Annotated in this window: 19 protein-coding genes; 13 read left to right on the top strand and 6 right to left on the bottom strand. The window is 70.8% G+C overall.

What is annotated here, in order from left to right:
- Nucleotides 1–6 precede the first annotated feature (6 nt).
- From E5N76_RS25065 to E5N76_RS25040, 6 genes are all read left to right on the top strand, one after another.
- Nucleotides 7–1,662, top strand: coding sequence for a GMC family oxidoreductase (locus E5N76_RS25065; protein ID WP_149540319.1), 1,656 nt, complete (start codon nucleotides 7–9; stop codon nucleotides 1,660–1,662).
- Nucleotides 1,663–1,859: 197 nt separating this feature from the next.
- On the top strand, nucleotides 1,860–3,560 hold the full coding sequence (locus E5N76_RS25060) for a GMC family oxidoreductase (protein ID WP_149540317.1): 1,701 nt from the start codon (nucleotides 1,860–1,862) through the stop codon (nucleotides 3,558–3,560).
- 153 nt (nucleotides 3,561–3,713) lie between these two features.
- Nucleotides 3,714–4,937: an ABC transporter substrate-binding protein gene (locus tag E5N76_RS25055; protein WP_187830388.1), complete on the top strand. Its 1,224-nt coding sequence runs from the start codon at nucleotides 3,714–3,716 to the stop codon at nucleotides 4,935–4,937.
- 54 nt (nucleotides 4,938–4,991) lie between these two features.
- Nucleotides 4,992–5,867 (top strand): branched-chain amino acid ABC transporter permease, encoded by an 876-nt coding sequence (locus E5N76_RS25050; RefSeq protein ID WP_149540313.1) that lies wholly within the window; start codon nucleotides 4,992–4,994, stop codon nucleotides 5,865–5,867.
- The gene (locus E5N76_RS25045) at nucleotides 5,864–7,750 is read left to right on the top strand and encodes a branched-chain amino acid ABC transporter ATP-binding protein/permease (RefSeq protein ID WP_149540311.1); all 1,887 of its coding nucleotides are present in this window, start codon (nucleotides 5,864–5,866) and stop codon (nucleotides 7,748–7,750) included. The genes E5N76_RS25050 and E5N76_RS25045 overlap by 4 nt, the downstream gene beginning before the upstream one ends.
- Nucleotides 7,747–8,529: an ABC transporter ATP-binding protein gene (locus E5N76_RS25040; RefSeq protein WP_149540309.1), complete on the top strand. Its 783-nt coding sequence runs from the start codon at nucleotides 7,747–7,749 to the stop codon at nucleotides 8,527–8,529. The genes E5N76_RS25045 and E5N76_RS25040 overlap by 4 nt, the downstream gene beginning before the upstream one ends.
- Before the next feature lie 54 nt (nucleotides 8,530–8,583).
- Here E5N76_RS25040 and E5N76_RS25035 read toward each other — a convergent pair whose 3' ends face one another.
- The 3 genes from E5N76_RS25035 to E5N76_RS29845 are packed head-to-tail and all read right to left on the bottom strand — an operon-like array spanning nucleotide 8,584 to nucleotide 11,217.
- Nucleotides 8,584–9,576: an isopenicillin N synthase family dioxygenase gene (locus tag E5N76_RS25035; protein WP_149540307.1), complete on the bottom strand. Its 993-nt coding sequence runs from the start codon at nucleotides 9,574–9,576 to the stop codon at nucleotides 8,584–8,586.
- A 14-nt stretch (nucleotides 9,577–9,590) separates the two neighbouring features.
- Nucleotides 9,591–10,886, bottom strand: coding sequence for an amidase (locus E5N76_RS25030; RefSeq protein WP_187830387.1), 1,296 nt, complete (start codon nucleotides 10,884–10,886; stop codon nucleotides 9,591–9,593).
- Entirely contained in the window at nucleotides 10,879–11,217 is a 339-nt protein-coding gene (locus E5N76_RS29845; RefSeq protein ID WP_187830386.1) for a hypothetical protein, read from the bottom strand. The genes E5N76_RS25030 and E5N76_RS29845 overlap by 8 nt, the downstream gene beginning before the upstream one ends.
- Nucleotides 11,218–11,286: 69 nt before the next feature.
- On the opposite strand from E5N76_RS29845, the gene E5N76_RS25025 reads away from it, so the two are divergent.
- Nucleotides 11,287–11,922 carry an isochorismatase family protein gene (locus tag E5N76_RS25025; RefSeq protein ID WP_149540303.1) on the top strand — a complete coding sequence of 212 codons (636 nt, stop codon included), beginning with the start codon at nucleotides 11,287–11,289 and terminating at the stop codon, nucleotides 11,920–11,922.
- 193 nt (nucleotides 11,923–12,115) lie between these two features.
- Here the strand turns inward: E5N76_RS25025 and E5N76_RS25020 are convergent, their stop codons facing one another.
- Together E5N76_RS25020 and E5N76_RS25015 are read right to left on the bottom strand one after the other, a co-directional pair.
- Nucleotides 12,116–12,961, bottom strand: coding sequence for an aspartate/glutamate racemase family protein (locus tag E5N76_RS25020; RefSeq protein WP_149540301.1), 846 nt, complete (start codon nucleotides 12,959–12,961; stop codon nucleotides 12,116–12,118).
- 5 nt (nucleotides 12,962–12,966) lie between these two features.
- A complete protein-coding gene (locus tag E5N76_RS25015) occupies nucleotides 12,967–14,157 on the bottom strand; it encodes a CaiB/BaiF CoA transferase family protein (RefSeq protein WP_149540299.1) in 1,191 nt (396 codons plus the stop codon).
- 110 nt (nucleotides 14,158–14,267) lie between these two features.
- Here E5N76_RS25015 and E5N76_RS25010 point away from each other — a divergent pair, with 110 nt between their 5' ends.
- The 3 genes from E5N76_RS25010 (at nucleotide 14,268) to gpmI (ending at nucleotide 18,235) form a co-directional block, all read left to right on the top strand.
- Nucleotides 14,268–15,473 (top strand): MFS transporter, encoded by a 1,206-nt coding sequence (locus E5N76_RS25010; RefSeq protein ID WP_187830385.1) that lies wholly within the window; start codon nucleotides 14,268–14,270, stop codon nucleotides 15,471–15,473.
- 15 nt (nucleotides 15,474–15,488) lie between these two features.
- Nucleotides 15,489–16,586: a mandelate racemase/muconate lactonizing enzyme family protein gene (locus tag E5N76_RS25005; RefSeq protein ID WP_149540294.1), complete on the top strand. Its 1,098-nt coding sequence runs from the start codon at nucleotides 15,489–15,491 to the stop codon at nucleotides 16,584–16,586.
- A gap of 122 nt (nucleotides 16,587–16,708) precedes the next feature.
- Nucleotides 16,709–18,235 carry a 2,3-bisphosphoglycerate-independent phosphoglycerate mutase gene (gene gpmI, locus E5N76_RS25000; protein ID WP_149540292.1) on the top strand — a complete coding sequence of 509 codons (1,527 nt, stop codon included), beginning with the start codon at nucleotides 16,709–16,711 and terminating at the stop codon, nucleotides 18,233–18,235.
- A gap of 342 nt (nucleotides 18,236–18,577) precedes the next feature.
- Here the strand turns inward: gpmI and E5N76_RS24995 are convergent, their stop codons facing one another.
- Nucleotides 18,578–19,450, bottom strand: coding sequence for a MipA/OmpV family protein (locus E5N76_RS24995; protein ID WP_187830384.1), 873 nt, complete (start codon nucleotides 19,448–19,450; stop codon nucleotides 18,578–18,580).
- A 269-nt stretch (nucleotides 19,451–19,719) separates the two neighbouring features.
- On the opposite strand from E5N76_RS24995, the gene E5N76_RS24990 reads away from it, so the two are divergent.
- The 3 genes from E5N76_RS24990 to E5N76_RS31160 all read left to right on the top strand — a co-directional run bounded on the left by E5N76_RS24990 (nucleotide 19,720) and on the right by E5N76_RS31160 (nucleotide 23,427).
- The gene (locus E5N76_RS24990) at nucleotides 19,720–20,391 is read left to right on the top strand and encodes a response regulator transcription factor (protein WP_149540288.1); all 672 of its coding nucleotides are present in this window, start codon (nucleotides 19,720–19,722) and stop codon (nucleotides 20,389–20,391) included.
- Between the two features lie 47 nt (nucleotides 20,392–20,438).
- On the top strand, nucleotides 20,439–21,695 hold the full coding sequence (locus tag E5N76_RS24985) for a sensor histidine kinase (protein ID WP_149540286.1): 1,257 nt from the start codon (nucleotides 20,439–20,441) through the stop codon (nucleotides 21,693–21,695).
- Between the two features lie 538 nt (nucleotides 21,696–22,233).
- Entirely contained in the window at nucleotides 22,234–23,427 is a 1,194-nt protein-coding gene (locus tag E5N76_RS31160; protein WP_149540284.1) for a murein hydrolase activator EnvC family protein, read from the top strand.
- Nucleotides 23,428–23,439 lie beyond the last annotated feature (12 nt).

Below are 23,439 nucleotides of genomic sequence, written 5' to 3'. Positions count from 1 at the left end.
CCCTGCATGCCCACCGACCACCCCGGTGCCGACAGCTTCGACTATGTCATCATCGGCTCCGGCGCCGCCGGCTCCGTCCTCGCCAACCGGCTGACGGAGGATGGCAGCGCGACCGTCTGCGTGCTGGAAGCCGGGCCGCCGGACCGCAACCCCTGGATCCACATCCCCGCCGGCTTCATCAAGACGCTGGTCGACCCCGGCGTGACCTGGCAGTTCAAGACGGAGCCGCTGGACATGACCGGCGGCCGCCGCATCAGCACCGTGCAGGGCCGCACCCTCGGCGGCTCCTCCTCGATCAACGGCATGATCTACAATCGCGGCCAGCCGGCGGACCTCGATCATTGGGCGCAGCGTGGTAACCGCGGCTGGGGCTATGCCGATTGCCTGCCCTATTACCGCCGCAGCGAGAACCGCATGGGCCTCTGCGACGCGGAGAAGCGCGGGCAGGAGGCGGATGGCATTCCCGTCACCGACAATGACTGGATCAACCAGGTCTCGGAGGCCTTCATCGCCGGCTGCGTCGGCCTCGGCATCCCGCGCAACCCGGACTACAACAGCGGCGACCAGGCCGGCGTCGGCTATTTCCAGCGCGCCATCCGCAACGGCGTGCGCATCTCCGCCGCCCGCGCCTTCCTGCATCCGGCGATGCGCCGCCCCAATCTGGAAGTCCGCACCGATGCCCGCGCCAGCGCCATCCTGCTGGAAGGCAAGCGCGCCGTCGGCGTGCAGTACCTCCACGCCCGCGGCGCGGCGCCGAAGACGGTGCTGGCACGGCGGGAGGTGATCCTCTCCTCCGGCACGGTGAACACGGCGCGGCTGCTGCAGGTCTCCGGCATCGGCCCGGCCGATCTGCTCACCCGCCTCGACGTCCCCGTCCGGCATGAGCTGCGCGGCGTCGGCGCCAATTTCCGCGACCACTACGCCTCCCGCTTCGTCATGCGGGCGAAGCCGGGCGTCGTCACGCTGAACCAGCTCGCCCGCGGGCTGCGCCTGGCGCAGGAGGTGTGGCGCTGGAGCCGGAAGAAGCCCAGCATCCTCGCCACCTCCCCCTCCCATGTCCATGTCTTCTGGAAAAGCTTCGAAGGGCTGGACGCGCCGGACCTGCAATGCGTCTTCACCCCGGGCAGCTACGCCGAGGGCAAGGTCTACGTGCTGGACGACTACCCGGGCGTCACCGCCGGCGCCTGGCAGCACCGGCCGGAAAGCCATGGCTGGGTCCGCGCCCGCAGCACGGACGTGTTCGAGGACCCGGAGATCAACCCCAACTATCTCTCCGACCCGATGGACCGCCAGGTGCATCTCGGCGGCATGCGGCTGCTGCGGCGCATGCTGAACACGCCGGAGCTCTCCCGCTTCCTGGACGCCGAGACGCTGCCCGGTCCCAAGGTGCAAAGCGATGACGAGCTGCTCGATTTCGCGAAGAAGAACGGCAGCACCACCTACCACCTGATCGGCACCGCCCGCATGGGCCCGGCCGGCGACCCCAGCGCGGTGGTGGATGACCGGCTGCTGGTGCATGGGCTGCAAGGGCTGCGGGTGGTGGACGCCTCCATCATGCCCAGCATGCCCTCCGCCAACACCTACGCCACCACGCTGATGATCGCGGAGAAGGCCGCCGATTTCATTCGCGGACGGAAAGTACCGGCGGCCGAGGCCGCCTGAATTCGCACGCCTGGTGCAACGTCATCAGGCACGACGACATAACTCTCCATCACGTGCTCAGCAGAAGCCGCGCCTCGCAACGACGTGCTGGCGCAAAGGGCCGCTGGCGCTCGCACCAAACGCCAGGGTCGATAACATGCTGCCTGCCGGATCCGTTCTTTTCGTCTCTCCCCGACGGCCACGACAGGAAGCAGGTGATGACCGCAAATATTCTCGATGCGGATTGCTTCGACTACGTGATTATTGGCGCTGGCGCTGCCGGCTCCGTTCTCGCCAACCGGTTGACAGAGGACGGCACAGCGACCGTCTGCGTCCTGGAAGCCGGCCCGCCCGACCGCAGCCTCTGGATCCACATTCCCGCCGGCTTCATCAAGACCCGCGCCAACCCGAACATCACCTGGCAATTCCGCACCGAGCCGATCGAGATGACGGCCGGGCGGCGGATCAGCACCGTGCAGGGCAAGACGCTCGGCGGCTCCTCCTCCATCAACGGCATGATCTACAATCGCGGCCAGCCGGCGGATCTGGACCACTGGGCGCAGCGCGGCAATCGCGGTTGGGGCTATGAGGATTGCCTGCCCTATTACCAGCGCAGCGCCCGGCGCATCACCGATGCGGCGGCGGAGCCCGGCGAGACGGATGGCATCACCGTCACCGAGAATGACTGGCGCCACCCGCTTTCCGAGGCCTTCATCGAGGGCTGCGTCGGCCTCGGCATCCCGCGCAACCCGGACTACAACAGCGGCGACCAGGCGGGCGTCGGCTACTACCAGCGCGCCATCCGCAACGGCCTGCGCGTCTCCGCCGCGCGCGCCTTCCTCCGCCCCGCCATGGCGCGGCGGAATCTGGAAGTGCGGACCGGCGCCCGCGCCAGCGCCATCCTCTTCGAAGGGCGCCGCGCCACCGGGGTGCGCTACCTCACCGCGCCCGGCGCACCGCCGCACACGGTGCTGGCGCGGCGGGAGGTGATCGTCTCCGCCGGCACGGTGAACACCGCGCGGCTGCTGCAGGTCTCCGGCATCGGCCCGGCGCCGCTGCTGGATTCGCTCGGCGTGGAAGTGGTGCGGGCGCTGCCCGGCGTCGGCGCGAATTTCCGCGACCACTACGCCTCCCGCATCATCATGCGCATCCGCCCCGGCCTGCCGACGCTGAACGAGCTTTCCCGCGGGCTGCGGCTGGGGCGGGAGGTGCTGCGCTGGAGCCGCGGCCTGCCCAGCATCCTCGCCATCTGCCCCTCGCATGTCCATGTCTTCTGGAAGAGCTTCGAGGCGCTGGACGCGCCGGATCTGCAATGCGTCTTCACCCCCGGCAATTACGCCGAGGGCAAGCTGACGGAGCTGGACGACTACCCCGGCGTCACCGGCAGCGCCTGGCAGCACCGGCCGGAGAGCAGCGGCTGGGTGCGCGCCCGCAGCGCCGATGTGTTCGAGGACCCGGAGATCAACCCGAATTACCTGGCGACGGAGACGGACCGCCAGGTCCATCTGGCCGGCATGCGGCTGGTGCGCCGGCTGCTGACCACGCCGGAAATGCTGCGCCATGTGGAGACGGAGGTGCAGCCCGGCCCGGATGTGCAGAGCGATGACGAGCTGCTGGATTTCGCCCGCCGCACCGGCAGCACCACCTTCCATTTGGCCGGCACCGCCCGCATGGGCCCGGCCACCGATCCCAGCGCCGTGGTGGATGACCGGCTGCTGGTGCATGGGATGGAGGGGCTCAGGGTGGTGGATGCCTCCATCATGCCGAACCTGCCTTCCGCCAATACCCTGGCGACCGTACTGATGATTGCGGAGAAGGCCGCCGATTTCATCCGCGGCCGGCAGGCGCCGGGCGTGGAGGAGGAAGCGGCGGCCTCCGCGGCGGCTGCGGCGGCGGCGGCTGCTGCCGCTGCGGCCTGAAGCAGCATTTCGCCCATAATCCTGGCATTTCCACAGCGATAATTCCCCATCGCCCATGATTCGGGCAATCCTCTGGCGGCATGGGCTTTGCTAGCGCCCGTGCCATCAGCGGCCGGGTCACCGCACGCCGCAGGGCCGATGGGGAGAGTGACGATGGGACGCAGAGTCCGGGATTGCGGCCGCCGCGCCGGGTTGGGTGGGCTGCTCGCCCTCGCCGCCATCTTCTCCGCCCTCTCGCCCGCCAAGGCGCAGCGCGCGGAACCCTGCATCGGCGCCTCCTGGGAGGTGACGGGGCCGCTGGCCAATCAGGGCCTCATGCTGCGCATTGCGGTGGAGACCGCGCTGGAGAAGATCAACGCCGCCGGCGGCGTGCTCGGCCGCCCGCTGCGCCTGGTGGTCTATGACGATGTCGGCGAGCCGGCCCGCGCCGTGGACAATGCGCGGCGCATCGGCGAGCGCGACAATTGCGTGGTGATGTTCGGCGGCGCCCGCACCCCCAATGCCATCGCGCTGCGCGAGCCGCTGGAGGAGATGGGCATGCCCTGGATCGGCCCGATCTCCGCCGGCACCACCGTCATCGAGCACCAGAATGGCCGGAACCAGTGGATGTTCCGCGTTTCCATGAAGGATCGCTGGGTGACCGGCTATCTGGTGGACCAGGCGAAGCAGCGCAGCGCCTCCGGCAGGATCGCCTTCGTCTATGAGGGCACCGCCTGGGGCCAGGGCGCGCTGCCGGATGTGGAGGCCGCCGCCCGCCGCGCCGGGGTGACGCTGGCCGGACGGGAGACCTTCAATATCGGCGACCAGGACATGTCGGCGCAGATGATCCGGCTGCGCGACGCCGGCGTGGACACCATCATCCTCTGGGCGGTGGACCGGGAGAGCGCGAACATGGTGCGCTCCATGGACCGCATCGGCTGGAAGCCGAAGATCGTCTCCGCCTGGGGCGTCACCACCGCCTTCGCCCGCGCCATCGGGCCGCTGGCGGACGGCATCATGGTGGCCGGCACCTTCAACTGGAACGGCCAGCTCTCGCCGGAAGCCCAGGCGGCTTTCGATGCGATGAAGGCGAAATACCCGGACCGCATCCGCAGCACGGCGGATCTGGAGCAGCCTTCCGCCATGGCCAATGCCTGGGATGCGGTGCATATCATCGTGGAGGCGTTGAAACTCGCCGGCGCCTATGACCGCACCAAGCTGCGGGATGCGATGTTCCGGGTGAATTATACCGGGCTGGTGGCGGATTACCGGCCGGCCTTCATCCGCGACAACCAGGAACGCATGGATGCCGTGCTGGCCGAGCACTACAAGCTGCAGGCCTTCCACAACGGCATGCTGCTGCCCATCGAGGCGACGCCCTACGGCATGCGCAACTGATCGGGACGGGGCTGCACACGCGGCCCCGAGTTCCGTTTTCGGGAGGCGGGCGTCTTGGAAGCCATCATCCAGTATCTGCTGACCGGGCTTTCGGTCGGCAGCGTCTACGCCATGGTCGGGCTCGGCTTCTACGTCATGTGGAGCGCGGCCAAGGCGGTGAACTTCAATTTCGGCGACATCTTCATGCTGGGCGCCGTGCTGGCGGTGGTGCTGCTGGACCTTGGCGCGCCGCTGCTGCTGGCCGCACCCGCCGCGGTGCTGGCGGCGGCGATGGTGGCGGCGGCGATCGAGCGCGGCTTCGTCCGCCCCTTCAACCGGGAAGCCAATGCCATCGGCTGGATGCTGACGACCATCGCCGTCGGCACCATGCTGGAATCGGCGACCACGGCGCTGTTCAGCTCCAACCCGCGCGCCCTGCCCTCGCCGCTGGCGGAACACCCGATCCGGCTCGGCGGCGCCGGCATCTATCCGCAGGAGCTGCTGCTGCCGGTGGCGCTGGTGGCCGTCGCCTTCGGCCTGGAATTCTTCTACCGCCGGACGCTGACCGGCCGCGCCATGCGGGCCGTCGCCTATAACCGCGTGGCGGCCGGGCTGGTCGGCATCGATGCGGACCGCATCACCCTGCTGGCCTTCTTCATCGCGGGTCTGCTGGGGGCGCTGGCGGGGCTGCTGATCGGCCCGGTCATCCAGGCCAGCTCCACCATGGGGGCGGTGATCGGGCTGAAGGGCTTCCTCGTCGCCATCATCGCCGGCATCGCCAATGCGCGGGGCGTGCTGGTCTGTGGCGTGCTCTACGGCGTCGCCGAGAAATTCATCGAGGGCTATCTCTCCACCGCGGCGCGCGACGCCATCGGCTTCACGCTGATGGTCCTGCTGCTGCTGCTCTTCCCCCAGGGGCTGTTCGGCAAGGCGGAGTTCAAGAAGGTATGAGCGCGTCCGATCGGCCGAGCGGCAGCGGGGGCGTGAATCGGCCGCACCTGCTTTCATCTTCGCGGATTGCACTGGCGCTGTTCGTCCTGGCGATCGCGCTGTTTCCCTGGACGGGGGATTTCATCGATGCCCGCTTCCCGACGAGCTACGAGCTGCGCCTGGTCATGCGCGCCATGCTGCTCGGCATCGTGGTGGTCGGGCTGAACATCCTGGTGGGCTTTGCCGGGCTGGTCTCGCTCGGCCAGGCGGCGCTGGTCGGGCTCGGCGCGCATGCCGCGGCGCTGCTGGCGTTGCGCGCGGACATGCCCTTCCTCGCCTGCATGGCGTTCGCCGTGGCGCTGCCGGCCGCGATGGGCGCCATGCTGGCCTTCCCCACGGTGCGGGTGCGGCCGCTCTATCTCACCGTCATCACCATCGCCTTCGGCCTGGTCTTCCTTAACATCCTGCGCGAATGGGTCAGCCTCACCGGCGGCGCCTCCGGCCTCACCGGCATTCCCCGCCCGACCATCCTGGGCGAGCGCCTCATGGCCACCCGCGCCGCGAGCTTCAACTACTACTACGTCATCGCTCTCTGCCTGCTGCTGGCACTCTGGGTGCAATGGGCCCTCGCCCGCTCCCGCTACGGCCGCGCCATGCGCGCCGCGGCGGAAAGCGAGAATGCGGCGCGGGCGCTCGGCATCAGTGTCGTCGGCATCCGCACCCTGGCCTTCGCCATCTCGGCGGGGCTGGCCGGCCTCGGCGGCGGGCTCTTCGCCAACCTCGCGCTGTTCGTGAACTACGAGACCTTCACCTTCAACAGCTCCATCGAGCTGCTGGTGATGACCATTCTCGGCGGCAGCGGCACGCTGGCCGGACCGGTGGTCGGCACCGCCGTGCTCTACGCCGCCGGCCAGGTGCTGCAGGAGCTGCAGGAGTGGCAGACCTTCGCCTATGGCTTGCTGCTGGTGCTGGTGCTGTTCCTGATGCCGGAGGGCATCGTCGGCTCCCTCGGCAAGCTCGCCGCGCGGCTGGGCAGGCGCGGCGCGGTGGAGCGGCAGACCGGCGCCTGGCCGAATTTCCTGCCCGGCTTCACCGCCCTGGCCAGCGAGGGCGAGGAGCGCGGCCAGGCGACGCTGATCACCCGCGACCTGACCTTGCGCTTCGGTGGCCTGACCGCCGTCAGCAGCGTGACCATGGAAGTCGCTTCCGGCACGGTGCATGCGCTGATCGGGCCGAATGGCGCCGGCAAGTCCAGCCTGCTCAACATCGTCTCCGGCTTCTACGCCGCCACCGCCGGCCAGGTGACGCTGTTCGGCGAGGCGCTCGGCCACCGCGCGCCGCATGAGCTGGCGCGCCGCGGCGTCGCCCGCAGCTTCCAGAACACGGAGCTGTTCGGCCGGATGACGGTGCTGGAGAACGTCCTCGTCGGCTGCCACACCCGCTATCGCGCCGGCTTCTTCGCCACCCTGCTCCGCCTGCCGCATTTCGCGCGGGAGGAGCGCGCCATGCTGGCGGAGGCGAGGCTGCTGCTGGAGGTAGTCGGCCTGACCGATTTCGCCGAGGAGGCAGCCCGCAACCTGCCCTTCGGCCATCAGCGCCGGCTGGAGATCGCCCGCGCTTTGGCTCTGCGTCCCAAGCTGCTGCTGCTGGACGAGCCGGCGGCCGGCCTGACCCATGGCGAGATCGAGGATCTGGTGGCGCTGATCCGCGGCCTCGCCGACCGCGGCATGACCATCATCCTGGTGGAGCACCACGTGGAGATGATCATGGCGGTCTCCGACCGCGTCACCGTGCTGGACCATGGCGAAGTGATCGCCGATGGCGCGCCCGCCGAGGTGCAGGCCAACCCCGCCGTCATCGAGGCCTATTTCGGCCATGGCGCCCCGGCGAAGGTGGCGGCATGAGCGCGCCCGATCGCCCGAGCGGGAGCGAGGGCGTGAATCGGCCGCGCCAGGACCAGGCCCTGCTCGCCGTTGCCGGCCTCCGCGTCTCCTACGGCCGCATCGAGGCGGTGCGCGGCGTCGACCTGGAGGTCGGCGCGGGGGAATTTGTTGGCCTCATCGGCTCCAACGGCGCCGGCAAGACGTCGCTGATGCGCGCCATCTCCGGCGTGCTGAAGCCCGCCGCCGGGCAGGTGCGCTTCGACGGCGCGGAGACCACCGGCCTCGCCAGCCACCGCATGGTGGCGCGGGGCCTGGCCATGGTACCGGAAGGCCGCATGGTCTTCGCCGACCAGAGCGTGCGGGACAACCTCCTGCTCGGCAGCTTCACCCAATTGCGGCGCGACCCCGCCGGCGCCGTGGCGGAACAGGACCGCGTGCTGGCGCTGTTCCCCCGGCTGCGGGAAAGGCTGGACCAGGAAGCCGGCACCCTCTCCGGCGGCGAGCAGCAGATGCTGGCGATCGCGCGCGGGCTGCTCTCCAGGCCGCGGCTGCTGGTGATCGACGAGCTCTCGCTGGGGCTGGCGCCGCTGGTGCTGGACATGCTCTTCCCGGTGCTGAGCGAGCTGAACCGCCAGGGGCTTTCGATCCTGCTGGTGGAGCAGATGGCGAGCTACGCCCTGGCGGTGACGCACCGCACCTATGTGATGGAAAACGGCCGCGTGCTGTTCGACGGGCCATCCGCGGAGCTGGCGAATGATCCGCGGGTGATGGATGCGTATCTCGGGCGGCGGGCGTCTTGAGACGGGGCGTCGCGCCGCAAGGCGCGCCTTGCGGCGCGACGCCCTTCCCCAACACTAAGCCGCCTGCACCTGCGTCCTCACGAATTGCGCCCGCAGATGGTCCCCGCTGGTGGTCGGCGCATGGCGCGGCGCCTCGCCGAAGGGCACCGTACCCGGCAGCGCCGCCACGGGCGCGTCGTAATTCGGGTTGTGGAAGAACACCAGCGACAGGCGCCGGCTGACGCTCGCCTGCTCCGCCGGCGGATTCACCACGCGATGCAGCGTCGCCTTCCATTGTTCGTTGGTCCAGCGCGCCATCAGCTCCCCGATATTCACGATGAAGCATTCCGGCACGATGGGCACGTCCACCCATTCCCCCGCGCGGTTCAGCACCTGCAGCCCACCCGGCTTGTCCTCCGTGCGCAGGATGGTGAGGGAGCCGTAATCGCAATGCGCCCCCGCGCGGAGTTGCCCCGGCCGCGGCGGCACCTCCGGCGCCGGGTAGTTCCGCACCCGCAGCCGGCTGATGTGGCGGTCGATCTTATCGGCGAAGAATTCCTCCGGCAGGTCCAGCGCCAGGGCGAACATCGCCATCAGCTCCTCCGCCAGCGCGCCCATGCGGCGGAAATAGGCCTCATAGGCCGGCTTCAGCGCGGCAGGGTGGGCCGGCCAGAGATTCGGATGGAAATGCCGCCCTGCCTGCGGGCCGGTGAAATAGGCATCGCCCGTGGCATCCACCGGCCCGATCATCAGGCTCTCGTTCAGGTCGCCCGGCACATCCACGCCCTGGCTGCGGCCGACGCTCTCCGCCTCCAGCGGGATATAGCCGCGCGTCACATCCGGCGCCGGGCGCAGCACGCGCTGCTTCTCCGCCAGGGACAGGTCGAAGAATTCGTTGGAGACCCGCTGCATCTCGGCGATCAGCCCAGGATCCACGTCATGGCCGGTGATGACCAGGAAGCCGATATCGTTCACCGCCTGGCCGACCTGCCGCGCCACCTCCCGCTTCGCCGCCGCATTGCCGCGGCGGAAGGGCGCGACATCGATGACCGGAACCTGCAGCAGCATCGCCTGACCCTTCCCTACAGCCCCAACCCCGTCCCGGTCTCCGAGAGCAGGAAACCGGCCAGCCTGGCATCCGCCCCCGGCGCGCCGAACAGCAGCGCGCCGACCGGCAGCGCGCCATCCATGCCGGCGCGCAAGGTCGCCACCGGCCCGCCCAGCGCCGTGGTGGGGATGACGAAGGAGGGGTCGCCGGTGGTGCTCGCCTCCGGCGCCACATCCGGCGCGGCGGGCAGCAGCAGCAGCTCGTCCGCGCCGAAGGCGGACCAGAAGGCCTGGCGATAGCCGGCAAGCGTCGCCAGCGCCGCTTGATACTCGGTGTCGAGGATCGACAGCCCCGCCTCGATATCCTGCGCCAGGCGCGGCGCGATGCGGTCCATCGGCAGGCGCCTATGGGTGCGGCCCAGCTCCGCCAGCATTACGGTGCGGTGCGTCGCCAGCAGCACCTCCAGCGGCACCGGCGCCATGGCGCGGCGCACCGCCAGCTTCGCCGCAGCGAAGCGCTCCGTCAGCGCGGCCACCGCCGCCGCCGTGCCGGGCGCGATCTTCGCCGTCACCATCGCGTCCTCCAGCACCACCAGAAGCGGCGTCACCGGCGCCGGCGCGCGCAGCCGCAGGTGGTCCGCCGCATAGCCCGCGGCAAGCAGCGCGGCATCGGCGGCGCTCGCGCCGAAGGCGCCCACCGTGTCGAAGCTCGGCGCCAGCGGCACCACGCCGGTGCCGCCAATGGCGAGGGTGGAAGGCTTGAAGGCGCCAACGCCCGTATAGGCGGCCGGCCGGTTCACGCTGCCCGCCGTCTGCGTGCCCAGCGCCAAGGGCACGGTGCCACTGGCGATCGCCGCACCGGACCCGGCGGAGGACCCGCCCGGCGTGCGCGTCAGGTCGTAGGGATTCCGCGTCGGCGGCCGCGATTCGTAATAGGCATATTCGGTGGTGTGCACCTTGCCGAGGATGATCGCCCCCGCCGCCCGCAAATGCGCCACCACCGTCGCATCCGCCGTGGCGGGCAGCGCCTCGGCGCGGCTCGGGCTGTTCGCCCTGGTGGGCAGGCCGGCGACGTCGATGACATCCTTCACCGCCACGGGAATGCCGTGCAGCGGCCCGCGCACGCGGCCGGCGCGGCGCTCCGCATCCAGCGCCTGGGCGGCGCCCAGCGCCATATCCGCCTGCACCGCGACCCAGGCCTGCACCTTGCCGTCCACCGCCGCGATGCGGGCCAGGCAGCGTCGCACCAGCGCATCTGCGGTCAACTCGCCCCGCGCCATGGCGGCGGAGAGGTCGCGGACCCGCCCGGGATCCTGCACCAGATCACTCATGCTGCCCTCCTCGCCCGCAGCGCCGCGCTTCCATCGCCGGCTGATCCACGGCCAGGCTGTCATCCTCGACGGTGCCGGTGAAGGCCACGCCATGGAGGCCGAACGCCTTCTGCCGGCTTTCCCAGCCCGCCAGCACATCATGCAGCACCCGGGCGGGGCCGCGCGAGAGCGGGTCGCCATGGCCGCCGCCGGCGCTGTCCTGCCCACGCAGCACCTGGCCCGGCAGCAGCAGCGCCTGCAATGCCCTGCTGATGTGCAATTGCCCATCGAGGTCGAGCACGACGATATCGGTGAAGGTGCCGCCGGTATTGACGGAGATGCGATAGCCCATGCTTCAACCCGCGCCTGACGGGCATGGGATTTGCAATCCTCATGCCGAGAATCAGCCAGGGGCGGATCGATGTCGGATATCTATGCGCAGCGCGGCTATGGCAACCTGCCGCTCGGCTTCGGCAAGAAGCCCGGCGTGGTGGTGGTGGATTTCCAGCGCGGCTTCATCGAGGAAGGCTTCCCCATGGGCGGCGCCCCCATGGTGGACGCAGCGGTGGAGGCGACCGTGCCGGTGATGCAGGCGGCGAAGCGCGCCGGGCTGCCGGTGGTGGCCTGCGTGAACGGCTACAACAGCCGCCGCGCCGCGCCGCACTGGAAGGCGGCGCCGGTGCTGGATTTGCTGCAGGGCACGCCCTCGGTGGAGCTGGACCCGCGCATCGCGGCGGCGGAGCCGGATGTGCTGCTGATGAAATCCGCGCCTTCCATCTTCTTCGCCACGCCGGCGGCGGCGATATTGACGAAGGAGGGGGTGGACACGGTGATCGTCACCGGCTGCATCACCAGCGGCTGCGTGCGCGCCAGCATCATCGATGCGTTCTCGCTGGGCTTCCGGGTGATGGTGCCGCGGGACTGCGTGGGGGACCACGACCAGGCGGCGCATGACCAGAACCTGAAGGATGTGGAGCGGCGCTACGCGGATATCATCGACAGCAAGGCGGCGGTCGAGGCGATTGAGGCGTGGCGCGCGAAGAATCACCTGGATTGAGGGGAGCTCTGCTCCCCTCGTTGGACGCAGTGCGTCCAACCCCCACGCCAAAGGCCGAAAGGCCTTTGAAAACCATGAGTCTTGGACCCGTCGGTCGAAGCGCAAAATTCAAGGGTTCCAAGGGCCCTTCGGCCCTTGGTGGGTGGGGTTGGGCGCACTGCGCCCAACGAGGAGGGCAAAGCCCTCCCTCAAGTCACACGAACCGCCTTCGCCGCCGATGCCGCGGCGGATCCCCAGGGAAGGTGATCCCGCTCGCATCCACCCCCAGCCCCACCAGCATCTTCGCCATGGCGATGGCGCAGCGATACCCCTCCAGCACCGGCACGTCCCAGCCCACCTCGTTCAGCCGCGCCTGCAACGGCTCCCGCAGCCAGAAGGCTGCGGAGCAGCCCAGCAGGATCACCTCCGCCCCATCCTCGGCGATGGCCGCCACCGCCGCCTCCACCGCCGCTTCCAGCATCCCGCTCCGCTCGCCCGCCGCGTGCCTCTCCGCCTCGCCCTTCAGCGTGGCGCGCCCTGCCGGGTAGGCCGGCCGCGGCAGCGGGTAGTCGATATTGCGGATGGAGGCGCAGCGATCCGCCATGCGGTAGCGCACCACCAGCTCCGCCATATGCGCGTTATGCGTCTCGGAGATATCGACGAAGGAAAAGCGGTTGCCCAGCGTCATCGCCATATGCATCTGCGCATGCGCATTGGCGGTGACGGGAATGCGGTAGCGCCGCCCGATCTCCCGCGCTTCCATGAAGCCGGGATCACCGCCGCCCAGCAGCACGATAGCGTCGTACTTCCCGCTCTCGCAGGCCTCCCGCACGATGGGCAGGCGGGCCACGCCGGCCACGGCGAATTCCTCCCGCGTCTCCACCGGCCAATTGCCGTGCGGCGCCAGCGCGCCAGGGTGCAGATCCCACTCCACCCCTGCCAGCAGCGGCGCGACGGAGGCGTGGTTCATCAGCGCCTCCTCCTTCGTCCCACCCGCGCGGCGATAATTGCCGGGCGAATCAGGCGGCAGGGAAAAGGCCTGGATCAGCAGCAGCTTCATGGCTCTCAGATCACCTTCCGTTCGCGCAGCGCGGCGATGTCGCCGGCCGCGTAGCCCAGCTCCGCCAGCACCGCATCGGTATCGGCGCCCATCCGCGGCGGCGGCCGGTCCACCTGCGGCCCGCCATGCGCCAGCCTGAAGGCCGCGACGGGCACGCCATAGGGTCGGTCCACGCCCGGCGAGCCCTCCGGGAAGCGATGCAGCACGCCGCGCGTCGCCACATGCGGGTCCGCCAGCGCCTCCTCCATCCGCCGCACGCGGGAGGCGGGGACGTGCTTCGATTGCAGATACGCCTCCCACTCATCCGCGGTACGGGTCAGCAGGATCTCCGCCAGCACCGCCTCCTCGCGGTCGCGATCGGCCAGGCGTTCCTCATTGTTGGACTTCGCCATCTCCGGCCGCCCCAGCGCGGCCCAGAGCCGCTTCTGCTGCCGGATGTTGCTCGCCCCCAGCATCACCAGGGACCCGTCCCTGGTCCGATAGGCGCTGTTGCTGGCGTGCGTGTGCTTGTTGCCGTTCGGCTTCGCTGCCTTGCCGCTGGCCATATAGGCCGTCAGGTGGCTGGCCTGCATCATCAGCGCCACGTCCAGCATCGCCAGGTCGATATGCTGGCCACGCCCGGTGCGCTCCCGCTGGAACAGCGCCGCGCTCAGCGCGAAGGCGCCCATGGTGCCGGTGGCGTAGTCGATCGCCGGCGCGCCGAATTTCACCGGGTTCACCTCCGGCGTCCCGGTCACCGCCATGATGCCGGAATTCGCCTGGATCACGTGGTCATAGGCCGTCTGCTGCCCGCGCGGCCCGCCATGGCCGAAGGCGGAAATGGAACAGTAGACCAGCCGCGGATTCACCGCCGCAAGCGCCGCATAGCCGAGGCCCAGCGCCTCGAACGCCCCCGGCCGGAAATTCTCCACCAGCACATCGGCCGTGGCCACCAGGCGCTTCAGCACCTCCCGCCCCGCCTCGCTCTTCAAATCCAGCGTGATGGACCGCTTGTTGGCGCCCTGCGTCAGGAAATAGCTGCCCATATTGGCGCGGTTCAGCGCCAGGTCCGGCCCGCTGTCGCGGCTCTGGTCCGGGTCGTCCGGCGGCTCCACCTTGATGACGTCGGCGCCCAGCAGGCCGAGCTGATAGGCCGCGAAGGGCCCCGCCAGCACATGCGTGATGTCGATGATGCGGATGCCTTCGAAGGGCCTCATCGCGGCCTCCTTGCCGTTTCCTCCACCGCATCATGGCCCCCCTTTCCGCCGGCGCCAATCGGCGGCATGCTGGCGGCGGCCCGTTCTTGGCCGGGAAGGAAACGACCAGCGTGGATGCCATCGCGGCGCAATCGCCGCGCCTGTTCGCATTGGCGGATTTCCGCCGGCTCTGGACCGTCGGGACCATCCTCTTCATGGTCCGCTGGCTGGAGATGCTGGCGGTCTCCCTGGTGACCTGGCAGGCCACGGGCTCCGCCTTCATGGTCACCATGCTCGGCATGCTGCGCGTGCTGCCCATGGGGCTGTTCGGCGCCGCCATGGGCGCGCTGGCGGACCGGGTGGAGGCGCGCAGCGCGCTGCTGCTCATCGTGGTCGCCTCCCTCGCCACCTCCCTTGCCCTTGCCCTGCTCGCCGCCGCCGGCATGCTCGAGGTCTGGCACCTGGCGGTGGCGAGCTTCGTCAACGGCCTGGCCTGGGCCGCCGACAACCCCGTGCGGCGGCTGATGATCGGCCAGGTGGTCGGCACCACGCTGCTCGGCCGCGCCATGTCCTTCGATGTCGGCAGCAACAATGCCAGCCGCATGCTGGGGCCGCTCGCCAGCGGCGTGATCTTCGCGGCGGTGGGGGCGGAGGGCAGCTTCGCCCTCTCCTGCCTGCTCTACCTCATCGCCCTGCAGGCGGCGCTGGCGCTGCGCTACCGCAGCGGCATCGCGGCCGCGGGGGAAAGCTTCGCCACCCGCCTGGCTGCCGGCTTCGGCGCCGTCCGCGCCGACCGGCGGCTGCAGGGCACGCTCTGCGTCACCATCATCTTCAACATCTGGGGCTGGCCCTTCACCAGCCTGATCCCGGTGGTGGCGGCGGAGCATCTCCGCCTCGGCCCCGAAGCCATCGGGCTGCTGGCGGCGATGGACGGCGTTGGCGCCTTCGCCGGCGCCCTGGCCATGGCGGCCTGGGCGCAGCCTGCGCGCTTCGCCCGCTGCTACCTCGGCGGCGCCACCATCTGCTTCCTCGCCATCACCGCTTTCGGCCTGGCGCCGCACCCGCTGCTGGCGGGCGCCGCGTTGCTCCTCACCGGCGCCGGCCAGGCGGCCTTCGCGGTGATGCAGGCAACGCTCGTCTATCTCGCCGCGCCGCCGGAGCTGCGCGGCCGGGTGCTCGGCATCCTCTCCCTCTGCATCGGCCTCGGCCCCATCGGCTTCATCCATATCGGCATGCTGGCGGATGCGGTGGGCGCGTCCATGGCCTGCGTGGCGACGGGGCTGGAGGGCTTGCTCGTTCTCGCCCTCACGCGCAGGCTATGGCGCAACATTGTCTGAGGCGGAGGAAACGCCATGCCCGACCTGAAAATCCGGGAGCTGCGCACCACCCTGCTGCGCCTGCCCTGGGCGGAAGATCCCTGGATGAAGGGCCATGCGCTCGGCCCGCAACGCGACCTGGTGGTGGTGGAGGTGGTGACGGAGTCCGGCCTCACCGGCCTCGGCTACCTGCACCTGCTGAACCTCCCGCTGCAGCGGACCATCGGCGCCTGCATCGCGGAGGCGCTGGCGCCGCGCGTCATCGACCGGGACGCAACGGAGGTGGAAGGGATCTGGCGCGACCTCTGGCGCGTGACGCTGACCGGCGGCCGCGGCGGCGTGACGATGATGGCGCAATCGGCCATTGACATCGCGCTGTGGGACGTGGTGGGGAAGGCGGCGGGCCTGCCGCTGCACCGGCTCTGGGGCCATTGCCGTTCGAAGATCCCGATCTATGGCAGCGGCTGCTTCCGCGGCGCGCTGGGGGAGGGCATGGCGGCCAAGGCGAAGCACTACGTCGCCCAGGGCTACAAGGCCATCAAGATGCAGGCCGCGCATATCGGCGACTGGCGGCAGGATGTGCGGAACCTGCGCATGGTGCGCGACGCGGTCGGCCCGGATGTCGAGATCATGATCGACATCAACATGGGCTGGACGGCGGACCAGGCCATCATCGCCGGCCGCGCCTTCCAGGAGTATGATCCCTACTGGATCGAGGAGCCGGTGCTGGCCGATGATTTCGCCGGCTATCTCCGCTGCGCCGAGGCGCTGACGACGCGGGTGGTGGGCGGCGAGAGCCATTTCGGCCGCGACGATCTGCGGCCGGTGCTGGAGAACCCCCGCCTGCCCATCCTGCAGCCGGACCCGATGCGCGGCGGCTTCACCGAGCTGCGCAAGATCGCGACCGTCGGCGCCACCTGGGGCATGACCTTTGCGCCCCACCTGTTCCCCGAGCTGAACGTCCACATCCTGGCCAGCATCCCGAACGCCATCTGGGCCGAGCAGATGGGTCTGCTGGACGATGTCTGGGTGGAGAAGCCGGTCATCCAGGACGGTTTCATTACTGCCCCTGAACGTCCTGGCCATGGCCTGGCGTTCAAGCCCGAAGTGTTGAAGGACTTTGTCATAGCCTAAGCTATTGGTTTCCAAAGTCCTTTCGGCCTTTGGCGGAGGGAGCGCGAGGGAGGCAGAGCCTCCCTCGCTTGTCGGCAGCCGGGCCGCGGCGTTAATCGGGTTTGACCGCCGCGAGGACTGACATGCCGAAGCCTGTGATGCTGGTGATTCTGGATGGCTGGGGTTGGCGCGAGGAGGTGGCGGACAACGCCGTCCGCCAGGCGAAGACCCCGAACTTCGACGCCCTGTGGTCCGCCGGCCCCCATGCTTTCCTGCACACCTCCGGCCATGACGTTGGCCTGCCGGACGGCCAGATGGGCAATTCCGAGGTCGGGCACCTCAATCTCGGCGCCGGCCGCGTGGTGATGCAGGACCTGCCGCGCATCGACAAGGCGCTGGCCGATGGCTCCCTGGCGAAGCTGCCGGCGCTGACGGAGCTGATCGCGAAGCTGAAGCAAGGCGGCGGCACCTGCCACCTGCTCGGCCTCGTCTCCCCCGGTGGCGTGCACAGCCACCAGAAGCATGCGGCGGCGCTGGCGAAGGTGCTTGCCGCCGCCGGCGTGCAGGTGGCCCTGCATTGCTTCACGGATGGCCGTGACACGCCGCCCCGCGCCGCGCCCGGCTATCTGCGGACGCTCATGGAGGACATCTCCGGCCTGTCCGGCGTTTCCATCGCCACCGTCACCGGCCGCTACTTCGCGATGGACCGCGACAATCGCTGGGAGCGGATCTCCCAGGCCTACAACGTCATGGTCAGCGCCGAGGGCGCCCGCGCCGCCGACCCGGTGGCGGCGGTGGAAGCCGCGCACGGCAAGGACGTGACGGACGAGTTCATTCCCGCCACCGCCATCGGCGACTACCAGGGCATGCGCGATGGCGACGGGCTGCTCTGCTTCAATTTCCGTGCCGACCGGGTGCGGGAAATTCTCTCGGCGCTGCTGGACCCCGGCTTCTCCGGCTTCCCCCGCGGCCGCACGGTGCACTTCGCCGCCGCCGCCGGCATGACGCAGTATTCGACGGCGCTGGACGCCTTCCTCGGCACGCTCTTCCCGCCGCAGAGCATGGCGGACATTCTCGGCGAGGTCGTCGCCCGCGCCGGGCTGCACCAGCTCCGCGCGGCGGAGACGGAGAAATACCCGCACGTCACCTACTTCCTGAATGGCGGCGAGGAAAAGCCCTATCCGGGCGAGGATCGCATCCTGGTCCCCTCCCCCAAGGTCGCGACCTACGACCTCCAGCCGGAGATGTCGGCGCCGGAGCTGACGGAGAAAGTCGTCGCGGCGATCAATACCGGCAGATACGACCTCATCGTGCTGAACTTCGCCAATCCGGACATGGTGGGCCACACCGGCAGCCTGCAAGCTGCGATCAAGGCGGTGGAAACGGTGGATGCGGGCCTCGGCCGCATCGCCGCGGCGGTGAAGGCGCAGGGCGGCGCGCTGCTGGTCACCGCCGACCACGGCAATTGCGAGCTGATGAAGGACCCCGCCACGGGCGGGCCGCATACGGCGCACACCACCAACCCGGTGCCGGTGCTGCTGATGGGCGCGCCGGAAGGCGCCAGGCTGCGGGACGGCCGGCTGGCGGATGTGGCGCCGACGCTGCTGGCCCTGATGGGGCTGGACCAGCCCAAGGCGATGACCGGGGTCTCCCTGCTGCAGCAGGGCTAGAGCGTGATCGGTTGAGGTCGAATCGACCGAAACCGTGCATCACGCGACCGAACAATGAGCTGGAGCGGGGCGGGTGAGCGCAGCTCAACCGATCTCGCTCTAGTGTCCTGCCCGCGAAGTTCGCTGGGTTCCCAGCGAACGCAGCGGACAGGCAGGCCACTGAAAACACAAGCCAGTGGCCCGAGAACGAAGTCCGCAGAACTGCGGAATCGGGACACTAGGCGGTCCGCCGCAGCCGCCACGCCTTCCAGCCATTTGCCGGATCGCGTGATGCACGCTTTTCGGTGAGTTCACCGCAAGCGATCACGCTTGAGGCGCGGCCCCGGCCTCGCCCGGGCCGCGTCAGAAGCGGTAGGAAAGGCCCAGCAGGCCGAAGGGCTGGGTCTCCCGCTGCACGATCGGGCTGTCCGCCGCATCGCCCAGCAGCCGGGTGACGCCGATGGTGGCGTTGAGCACCCACCTCTCCGAGAAGAGGTAATTCCCGGAAAGGCTGGCCGTCACGTTGCGGAACCCAGCCTCCGGCCGGTAGGACGGGAAGGCGGTGCGGCTGGCCTGCAACGGGGTCACGCCGAACCATTCCTGCATATGGTCCTCATCCGCCCAGCTCGCGCCGAGATGGCCGGCCAGGGAGAGGGACGGCGTCAGCCGGCGGCGATAGGTCGCGCCCAGCGTCACCGTGGTGCCTTCCTGGTCGCCGAAGGCCCGGTCCGCCTGCACCGACAGCAGCAGGGGGCCGAAATTCCCGTGCAGGAACAGGCTGCCGCGCGGCCCGGCGTCGATATCGCCCATGCCGCGCAGCCGCCCGCCCAGATCCTGATCGCGGCCCGGCGCGAAGCCCAGGGACCCGCCCAGCGAGAAGGGCCCGTAGCGCAGGGCGACGATGCCAAGCCCCTGCTGGGTGTTCAGGAAGATGGTGTCGAGTCCCGGCAGGTTGGCGCGGTAGGCGATGTCCACCAGCGGCAGAGGCCGGACGCGGCTCCCCTCGCTGCCCGGATAGGCGGGGCCGATCAGGGCGCCGGCGCCCAGCCGCACCGTCCAGGCGCCGCGCCCGGGGGTGGCCGGCGCCTGGGCTGAGCCCAGGGGCGGCTCGACCGGCTGGGCCCGGGCCCCCATGCAGCCTGCCATGCCCATGGCCACCCAGATGGCCGCCAAAAGGGCCGCCCAGCGGACCACCCGGTAGATGGCATGGGCAGGTCTGGCGTCATTCGGAATCATGCAGCGCATCCTCGGTGGTGCCGGCAGTCCTGGCGGACCGGTGGCGGGACGCTTAGCCGTGCTGCATTGCGTCAAGCTGGCATGGGCGGGCCGCGTCCGCCCGGCCAGGAAAGGTCAGGTTCCGGCAATGTGCCTGGGGCAGCCTGGCGCGCCCGCCACCGGCAGCGGCCGCGGTGGCAAGCTGCTATCAGCTTGCCCGGTCGCCGCGGCCGCCGAGGGCCGGCAGCAGCGGCCGGCCCCGCGTGCCCGGGGGACAGGCGGAGGAGCCGATGCGGATCCTGCTGGTCGAGGATGAGGTGGAGTTGGCGGCCGCGCTGCGCGCCGCGCTGGCCCGGCGCGGCTTCGTCGTCGATTGGGTGGCGCGCCTTGACCAGGCGCGGGAGGCGCTGCGCGACCAGGGGCTGCGCGCCGTGCTGCTGGACCGCCGGCTGCCCGATGGCGACGGGCTCTCGCTGCTGCCGGCGCTGCAGGCGCTGCCCAACCCGCCGCCGGCCATCGTGCTGACCGCCCGCGGCCAGACCGTGGAGCGGGTGGAGGGGCTGGATGCCGGCGCCGACGACTACCTCGCCAAGCCCTTCGAATTGGACGAGCTGCTGGCGCGGCTGCGCGCGGTGACGCGGCGCCGCGCCGGCGCCGCGGCGGAAAAGCTGGTGCTCGGCGCGCTGGTCTTCGACCCGGTCCACCGCGAGGCCCAGCTCGGCGGCCTGCCGCTGCCCCTGCCGCGGCGGGAGCTGGCGCTGCTGGAGGTGCTGCTGCGCCGCGCCGGCCGGGTGGTGCTGCGCGAGGCGATCGAGGCGGCGATCTTCGGCTTCGACGACGCGCCCGCCTCCAACACGCTCGACTCCCATGTCTCGCGGCTGCGTCGCCGGCTGGCGGAAAGCGGGGCGGGCATCACCATCCATGCGCTGCGCGGCGTGGGCTACATGGCCCGGGCGGAATGAGCGCGGCAGCTAGGGTCAGGCCGCACGCCCCTTCCCTGGCGCGCCGCATGATCATCGGGCTGGTCGCCTTCCAGGCGCTGATCCTGCTGCTGTGGACGCTGGCGGAGCCGCTCCGGGCCCGGCCCTCGCTGCAGGACTGGCTGGCAGCCGAGCAGGCCGGCCAGCTCCTGGCCCCCTCCATCACCCGCAGCGCGGCGGGCACCATGGTCTTCGTGCCCACGCCGGAGATGACGGCCTATATGGCGCAGGCGCCGGCCTTCTGGTTCTTCGCGACCGATGGTGACATGGTGATACGGGGCGGCGCGCCGAAGGATCTCGATACGAAGTCGGATCGCGGGCCGTCCTCGATGCTGCGCGGCGCCACGACGCTCCTGCACACCCGTGCCGGGCCGGTCGGCCTGCTGCTGGGCGGGCAGCAGGGCGACCTGCTGGACGGCATCCGGGCCTGGCTGAGCCACCGGCTGCGCCGCTGGCTGCTGGCCGTCGCCCTCATCGCCCTCGGCACCACGGCGCTGACCGTCGGGCTGGTGCATCTGCTGCTGCGCCCGGTGCGGCTGGCGGCGCGGGCCGCGGCGGCGCTGGAGCCCGGCCGGCACGCGCCGGCCCTGCCGGAGACCGGGGTGCCCGCCGAGATCCTGCCGCTGGTCACCGCCACCAACGCCGCCTTCGATCGGCTGGAGCAGGAGCATGAGCGGCAGCGCCGCTTCATCGCCAATGCCGCGCATGAGCTGCGGACGCCGATCACCATCCTCGGCATCCGGCTGGACGAGCTGCCCGAGGGCCCGGCCCGGCAGAAGCTGCGGCAGGATGTGCAGCGGCTCACCCTGCTGGCGAACCAGTTGCTGGATCTCGGGCGGCTGCAGCATGCCGGGCCGCGCCATGACCGGCAGGTGGATCTGGTGGCCCTGGCGCGGGACGCGGTGGCGGAGATGGGGCCGCTGGCGATCGACCATGGCAGCAGCCTCGCCTTCCACACCGAACGGCCGCGCTGGGAGATCCGGGGCGATGAGCAGGCGCTGCGCGGCGTCTTTCTCAACCTGCTGGGCAATGCCCTGGCGCATGGCGGCAAGGCGGTGAAGGTGGAGCTGCGCATCGGCGCCGAGGGCAGCATCGAGGTGGCGGATTGCGGGGTCGGCATCCCGGCGGAGGCACGGGGCCGGGTATTCGAGGCCTTCGAGCGGGCCGGCGGCGGCGCCGGGTCGGGGCTGGGCCTCTATATCGTGCGCGAGGTGCTGCGGGCGCATGGCGCGACGATCGAGCTGCGCGACGGGCGGCCGGGCGCGGTGTTCCGGATCCGGTTCTGAGCCGCCGGGAACGGGCTGCTGGGCGAGACCTTGGCCCGGCGGGCCGATCCCGGCGCGCGGTGGCGCTGGAGCATATTCAACTCCGGCGGAATCGCCGGACGACTCGGAAAATGCGACAGAACAGAAAGCTAGAACGGGTTCACCAGGCACAGGCGCGATGAAACCGCTCTGGTGTCCTGTCCGCGAAGTTCGCTGGATTTCCAGCGAACTTCGCGGACAAGCAGGCCATTAGAGCAGATCGCCGGAGGGCGGCATCGCCCGGAGGCGTGAAGCTGCTCTACAATCCATGAGCTAGAGTGGTTTCGCGCTGCACAGTCAGCGTGAAACCGCTCCAGAGCGTGATCGGTTGAGGTCGAATCGACCGTGAATCACGCGAGCGAACAATGAGCTAGAGCGGGGCGGGTGAGCGCAGCTCAACCGATCCCGCTCTAGCGTTGCGCCGGCGTCCCGGGCAGGCCGCCCAGCCGCCCTCGCCGTTACTCTATCCCTGTCCAGGTGGCGGCCCCCAGGCCGCGCCGGTTTGCTACACTCCCGCGCCGTGCCCCTCCTGTTGCTCCTTCTTCTCCTCGCCCTTCCCGCCCAGGCCCAGCCGAGCCGGGAGGCGGTGCAGGATGCCCGCCGCGCCGCCGCCGCCCAGGCGGAAGCCGCCGAGGCCGCGGCCAGGGCCGCCCGCGCCGCGGCGGAGGAGGAGCGGCGCCTGGCCGAACGCCGGGTGGAGGCCGCCAGCCGCCTGCAAGCCGCGCAGCAGCGCCAGGATGCGGCCGATGCCGAGTACCGCGCCGCCGCCAGCGCCGCCACCGCCGCTCGCCAGGCGGCCCAGGCGCGGATGGAGGCTATCCTGCCCCTGCTGCCCACCATGCTGCGCCTCGGCCTCTGGCCGGCGGAATCCCTGCTGGCCGTCCCCGCCCCGCCGGAGGAGGCGCTGCGCGGGCTGCTGGTGCTGCAATCCCTCTCCCGCGGCATGGCGGCGGAGGTGACGGCGCTGCGCCAGGCCATGGCGGAGGCGGAAGCCCGCGCCGCCGAGGCCGCAAGCCGCGGCGCCGCCCTGCAGGCCGCCGAGGCCGCCGCCCGCCAGGCCGATGCGGCGCTGGAGGCGGAGCTGCGCGCGGCGAAGGAGCGCCGGGAAGGCGCCGCGGATGCCGAGGCCGCCGCCGCCCGCCGCGCCGCCCAGGCCGCCGCCCGGGCCGGCGACCTGGAAGGCGCCCTGGCCCGGCTGGAAAGCGAGGCCCGCGCCGCCGAGCGCCAGCGCGCCGCTGCCGAGGCCGCTGCCCGCGCAAGGGCCGATGCCGCCCGCCCCGCCCCCCGTCAGGACGCCGCCGCCCGGACGCCGGAGCCGCCCACCGCGCGCGGCGGCCGCGCCATGCCGGTGGCCGGCCAGGTCACCCGCGAATTCGGCGCCGGCGGGGAGGGCGGGCCGGCCCGCGGCCTCACCCTGGCCGCCTCGCCCGGCGCCCGCGTGGTCAGCCCCTGCGGCGGGAAGGCGGTGTTCGCCGCCCCCTTCCGCAGCTACGGGCTGCTGTTGATCGTGGATTGCGGCGGTGGCCACCATTTCGTCCTGGCGGGGCTCGAAAAGCTGGATGCCGCGCCGGGCCAGAGGTTGCTGGCCGGGGAGCCGGTCGGGCAGCTCGGCGCCGCGGCGCCGGAGGGCCGCGGCAGGGCGCTGCTCTATCTGGAGCTGCGGCGGGGCGGCCAGCCGGTGGACCCGCGGGGCTGGCTCGCCGCCCGGGGCTGATGAACCCGCCTT

This window comes from Siccirubricoccus phaeus (assembly GCF_008360935.1).
Classification (GTDB): domain Bacteria; phylum Pseudomonadota; class Alphaproteobacteria; order Acetobacterales; family Acetobacteraceae; genus Siccirubricoccus; species Siccirubricoccus phaeus.
This window is presented reverse-complemented; position numbering and strand designations above follow the sequence as displayed.

Bases quoted from the DNA above. Each gene is read 5' to 3' on its own strand.
- E5N76_RS25015 (WP_149540299.1), bottom strand. From the start codon at position 14,157: ATGAGGCCCTTCGAAGGCATCCGCATCATCGACATCACGCATGTGCTG.
- E5N76_RS24990 (WP_149540288.1), top strand. From the start codon at position 19,720: ATGCGGATCCTGCTGGTCGAGGATGAGGTGGAGTTGGCGGCCGCGCTG.
- E5N76_RS25055 (WP_187830388.1), top strand. From the start codon at position 3,714: ATGGGACGCAGAGTCCGGGATTGCGGCCGCCGCGCCGGGTTGGGTGGG.
- E5N76_RS25030 (WP_187830387.1), bottom strand. From the start codon at position 10,886: ATGAGTGATCTGGTGCAGGATCCCGGGCGGGTCCGCGACCTCTCCGCC.
- E5N76_RS25020 (WP_149540301.1), bottom strand. From the start codon at position 12,961: ATGAAGCTGCTGCTGATCCAGGCCTTTTCCCTGCCGCCTGATTCGCCC.
- E5N76_RS25060 (WP_149540317.1), top strand. From the start codon at position 1,860: ATGACCGCAAATATTCTCGATGCGGATTGCTTCGACTACGTGATTATT.
- E5N76_RS25005 (WP_149540294.1), top strand. From the start codon at position 15,489: ATGCCCGACCTGAAAATCCGGGAGCTGCGCACCACCCTGCTGCGCCTG.
- E5N76_RS25040 (WP_149540309.1), top strand. From the start codon at position 7,747: ATGAGCGCGCCCGATCGCCCGAGCGGGAGCGAGGGCGTGAATCGGCCG.
- E5N76_RS25045 (WP_149540311.1), top strand. From the start codon at position 5,864: ATGAGCGCGTCCGATCGGCCGAGCGGCAGCGGGGGCGTGAATCGGCCG.
- E5N76_RS24985 (WP_149540286.1), top strand. From the start codon at position 20,439: ATGATCATCGGGCTGGTCGCCTTCCAGGCGCTGATCCTGCTGCTGTGG.
- E5N76_RS24995 (WP_187830384.1), bottom strand. From the start codon at position 19,450: ATGATTCCGAATGACGCCAGACCTGCCCATGCCATCTACCGGGTGGTC.
- E5N76_RS25065 (WP_149540319.1), top strand. From the start codon at position 7: ATGCCCACCGACCACCCCGGTGCCGACAGCTTCGACTATGTCATCATC.
- E5N76_RS25035 (WP_149540307.1), bottom strand. From the start codon at position 9,576: ATGCTGCTGCAGGTTCCGGTCATCGATGTCGCGCCCTTCCGCCGCGGC.
- E5N76_RS25025 (WP_149540303.1), top strand. From the start codon at position 11,287: ATGTCGGATATCTATGCGCAGCGCGGCTATGGCAACCTGCCGCTCGGC.
- E5N76_RS29845 (WP_187830386.1), bottom strand. From the start codon at position 11,217: ATGGGCTATCGCATCTCCGTCAATACCGGCGGCACCTTCACCGATATC.
- gpmI (WP_149540292.1), top strand. From the start codon at position 16,709: ATGCCGAAGCCTGTGATGCTGGTGATTCTGGATGGCTGGGGTTGGCGC.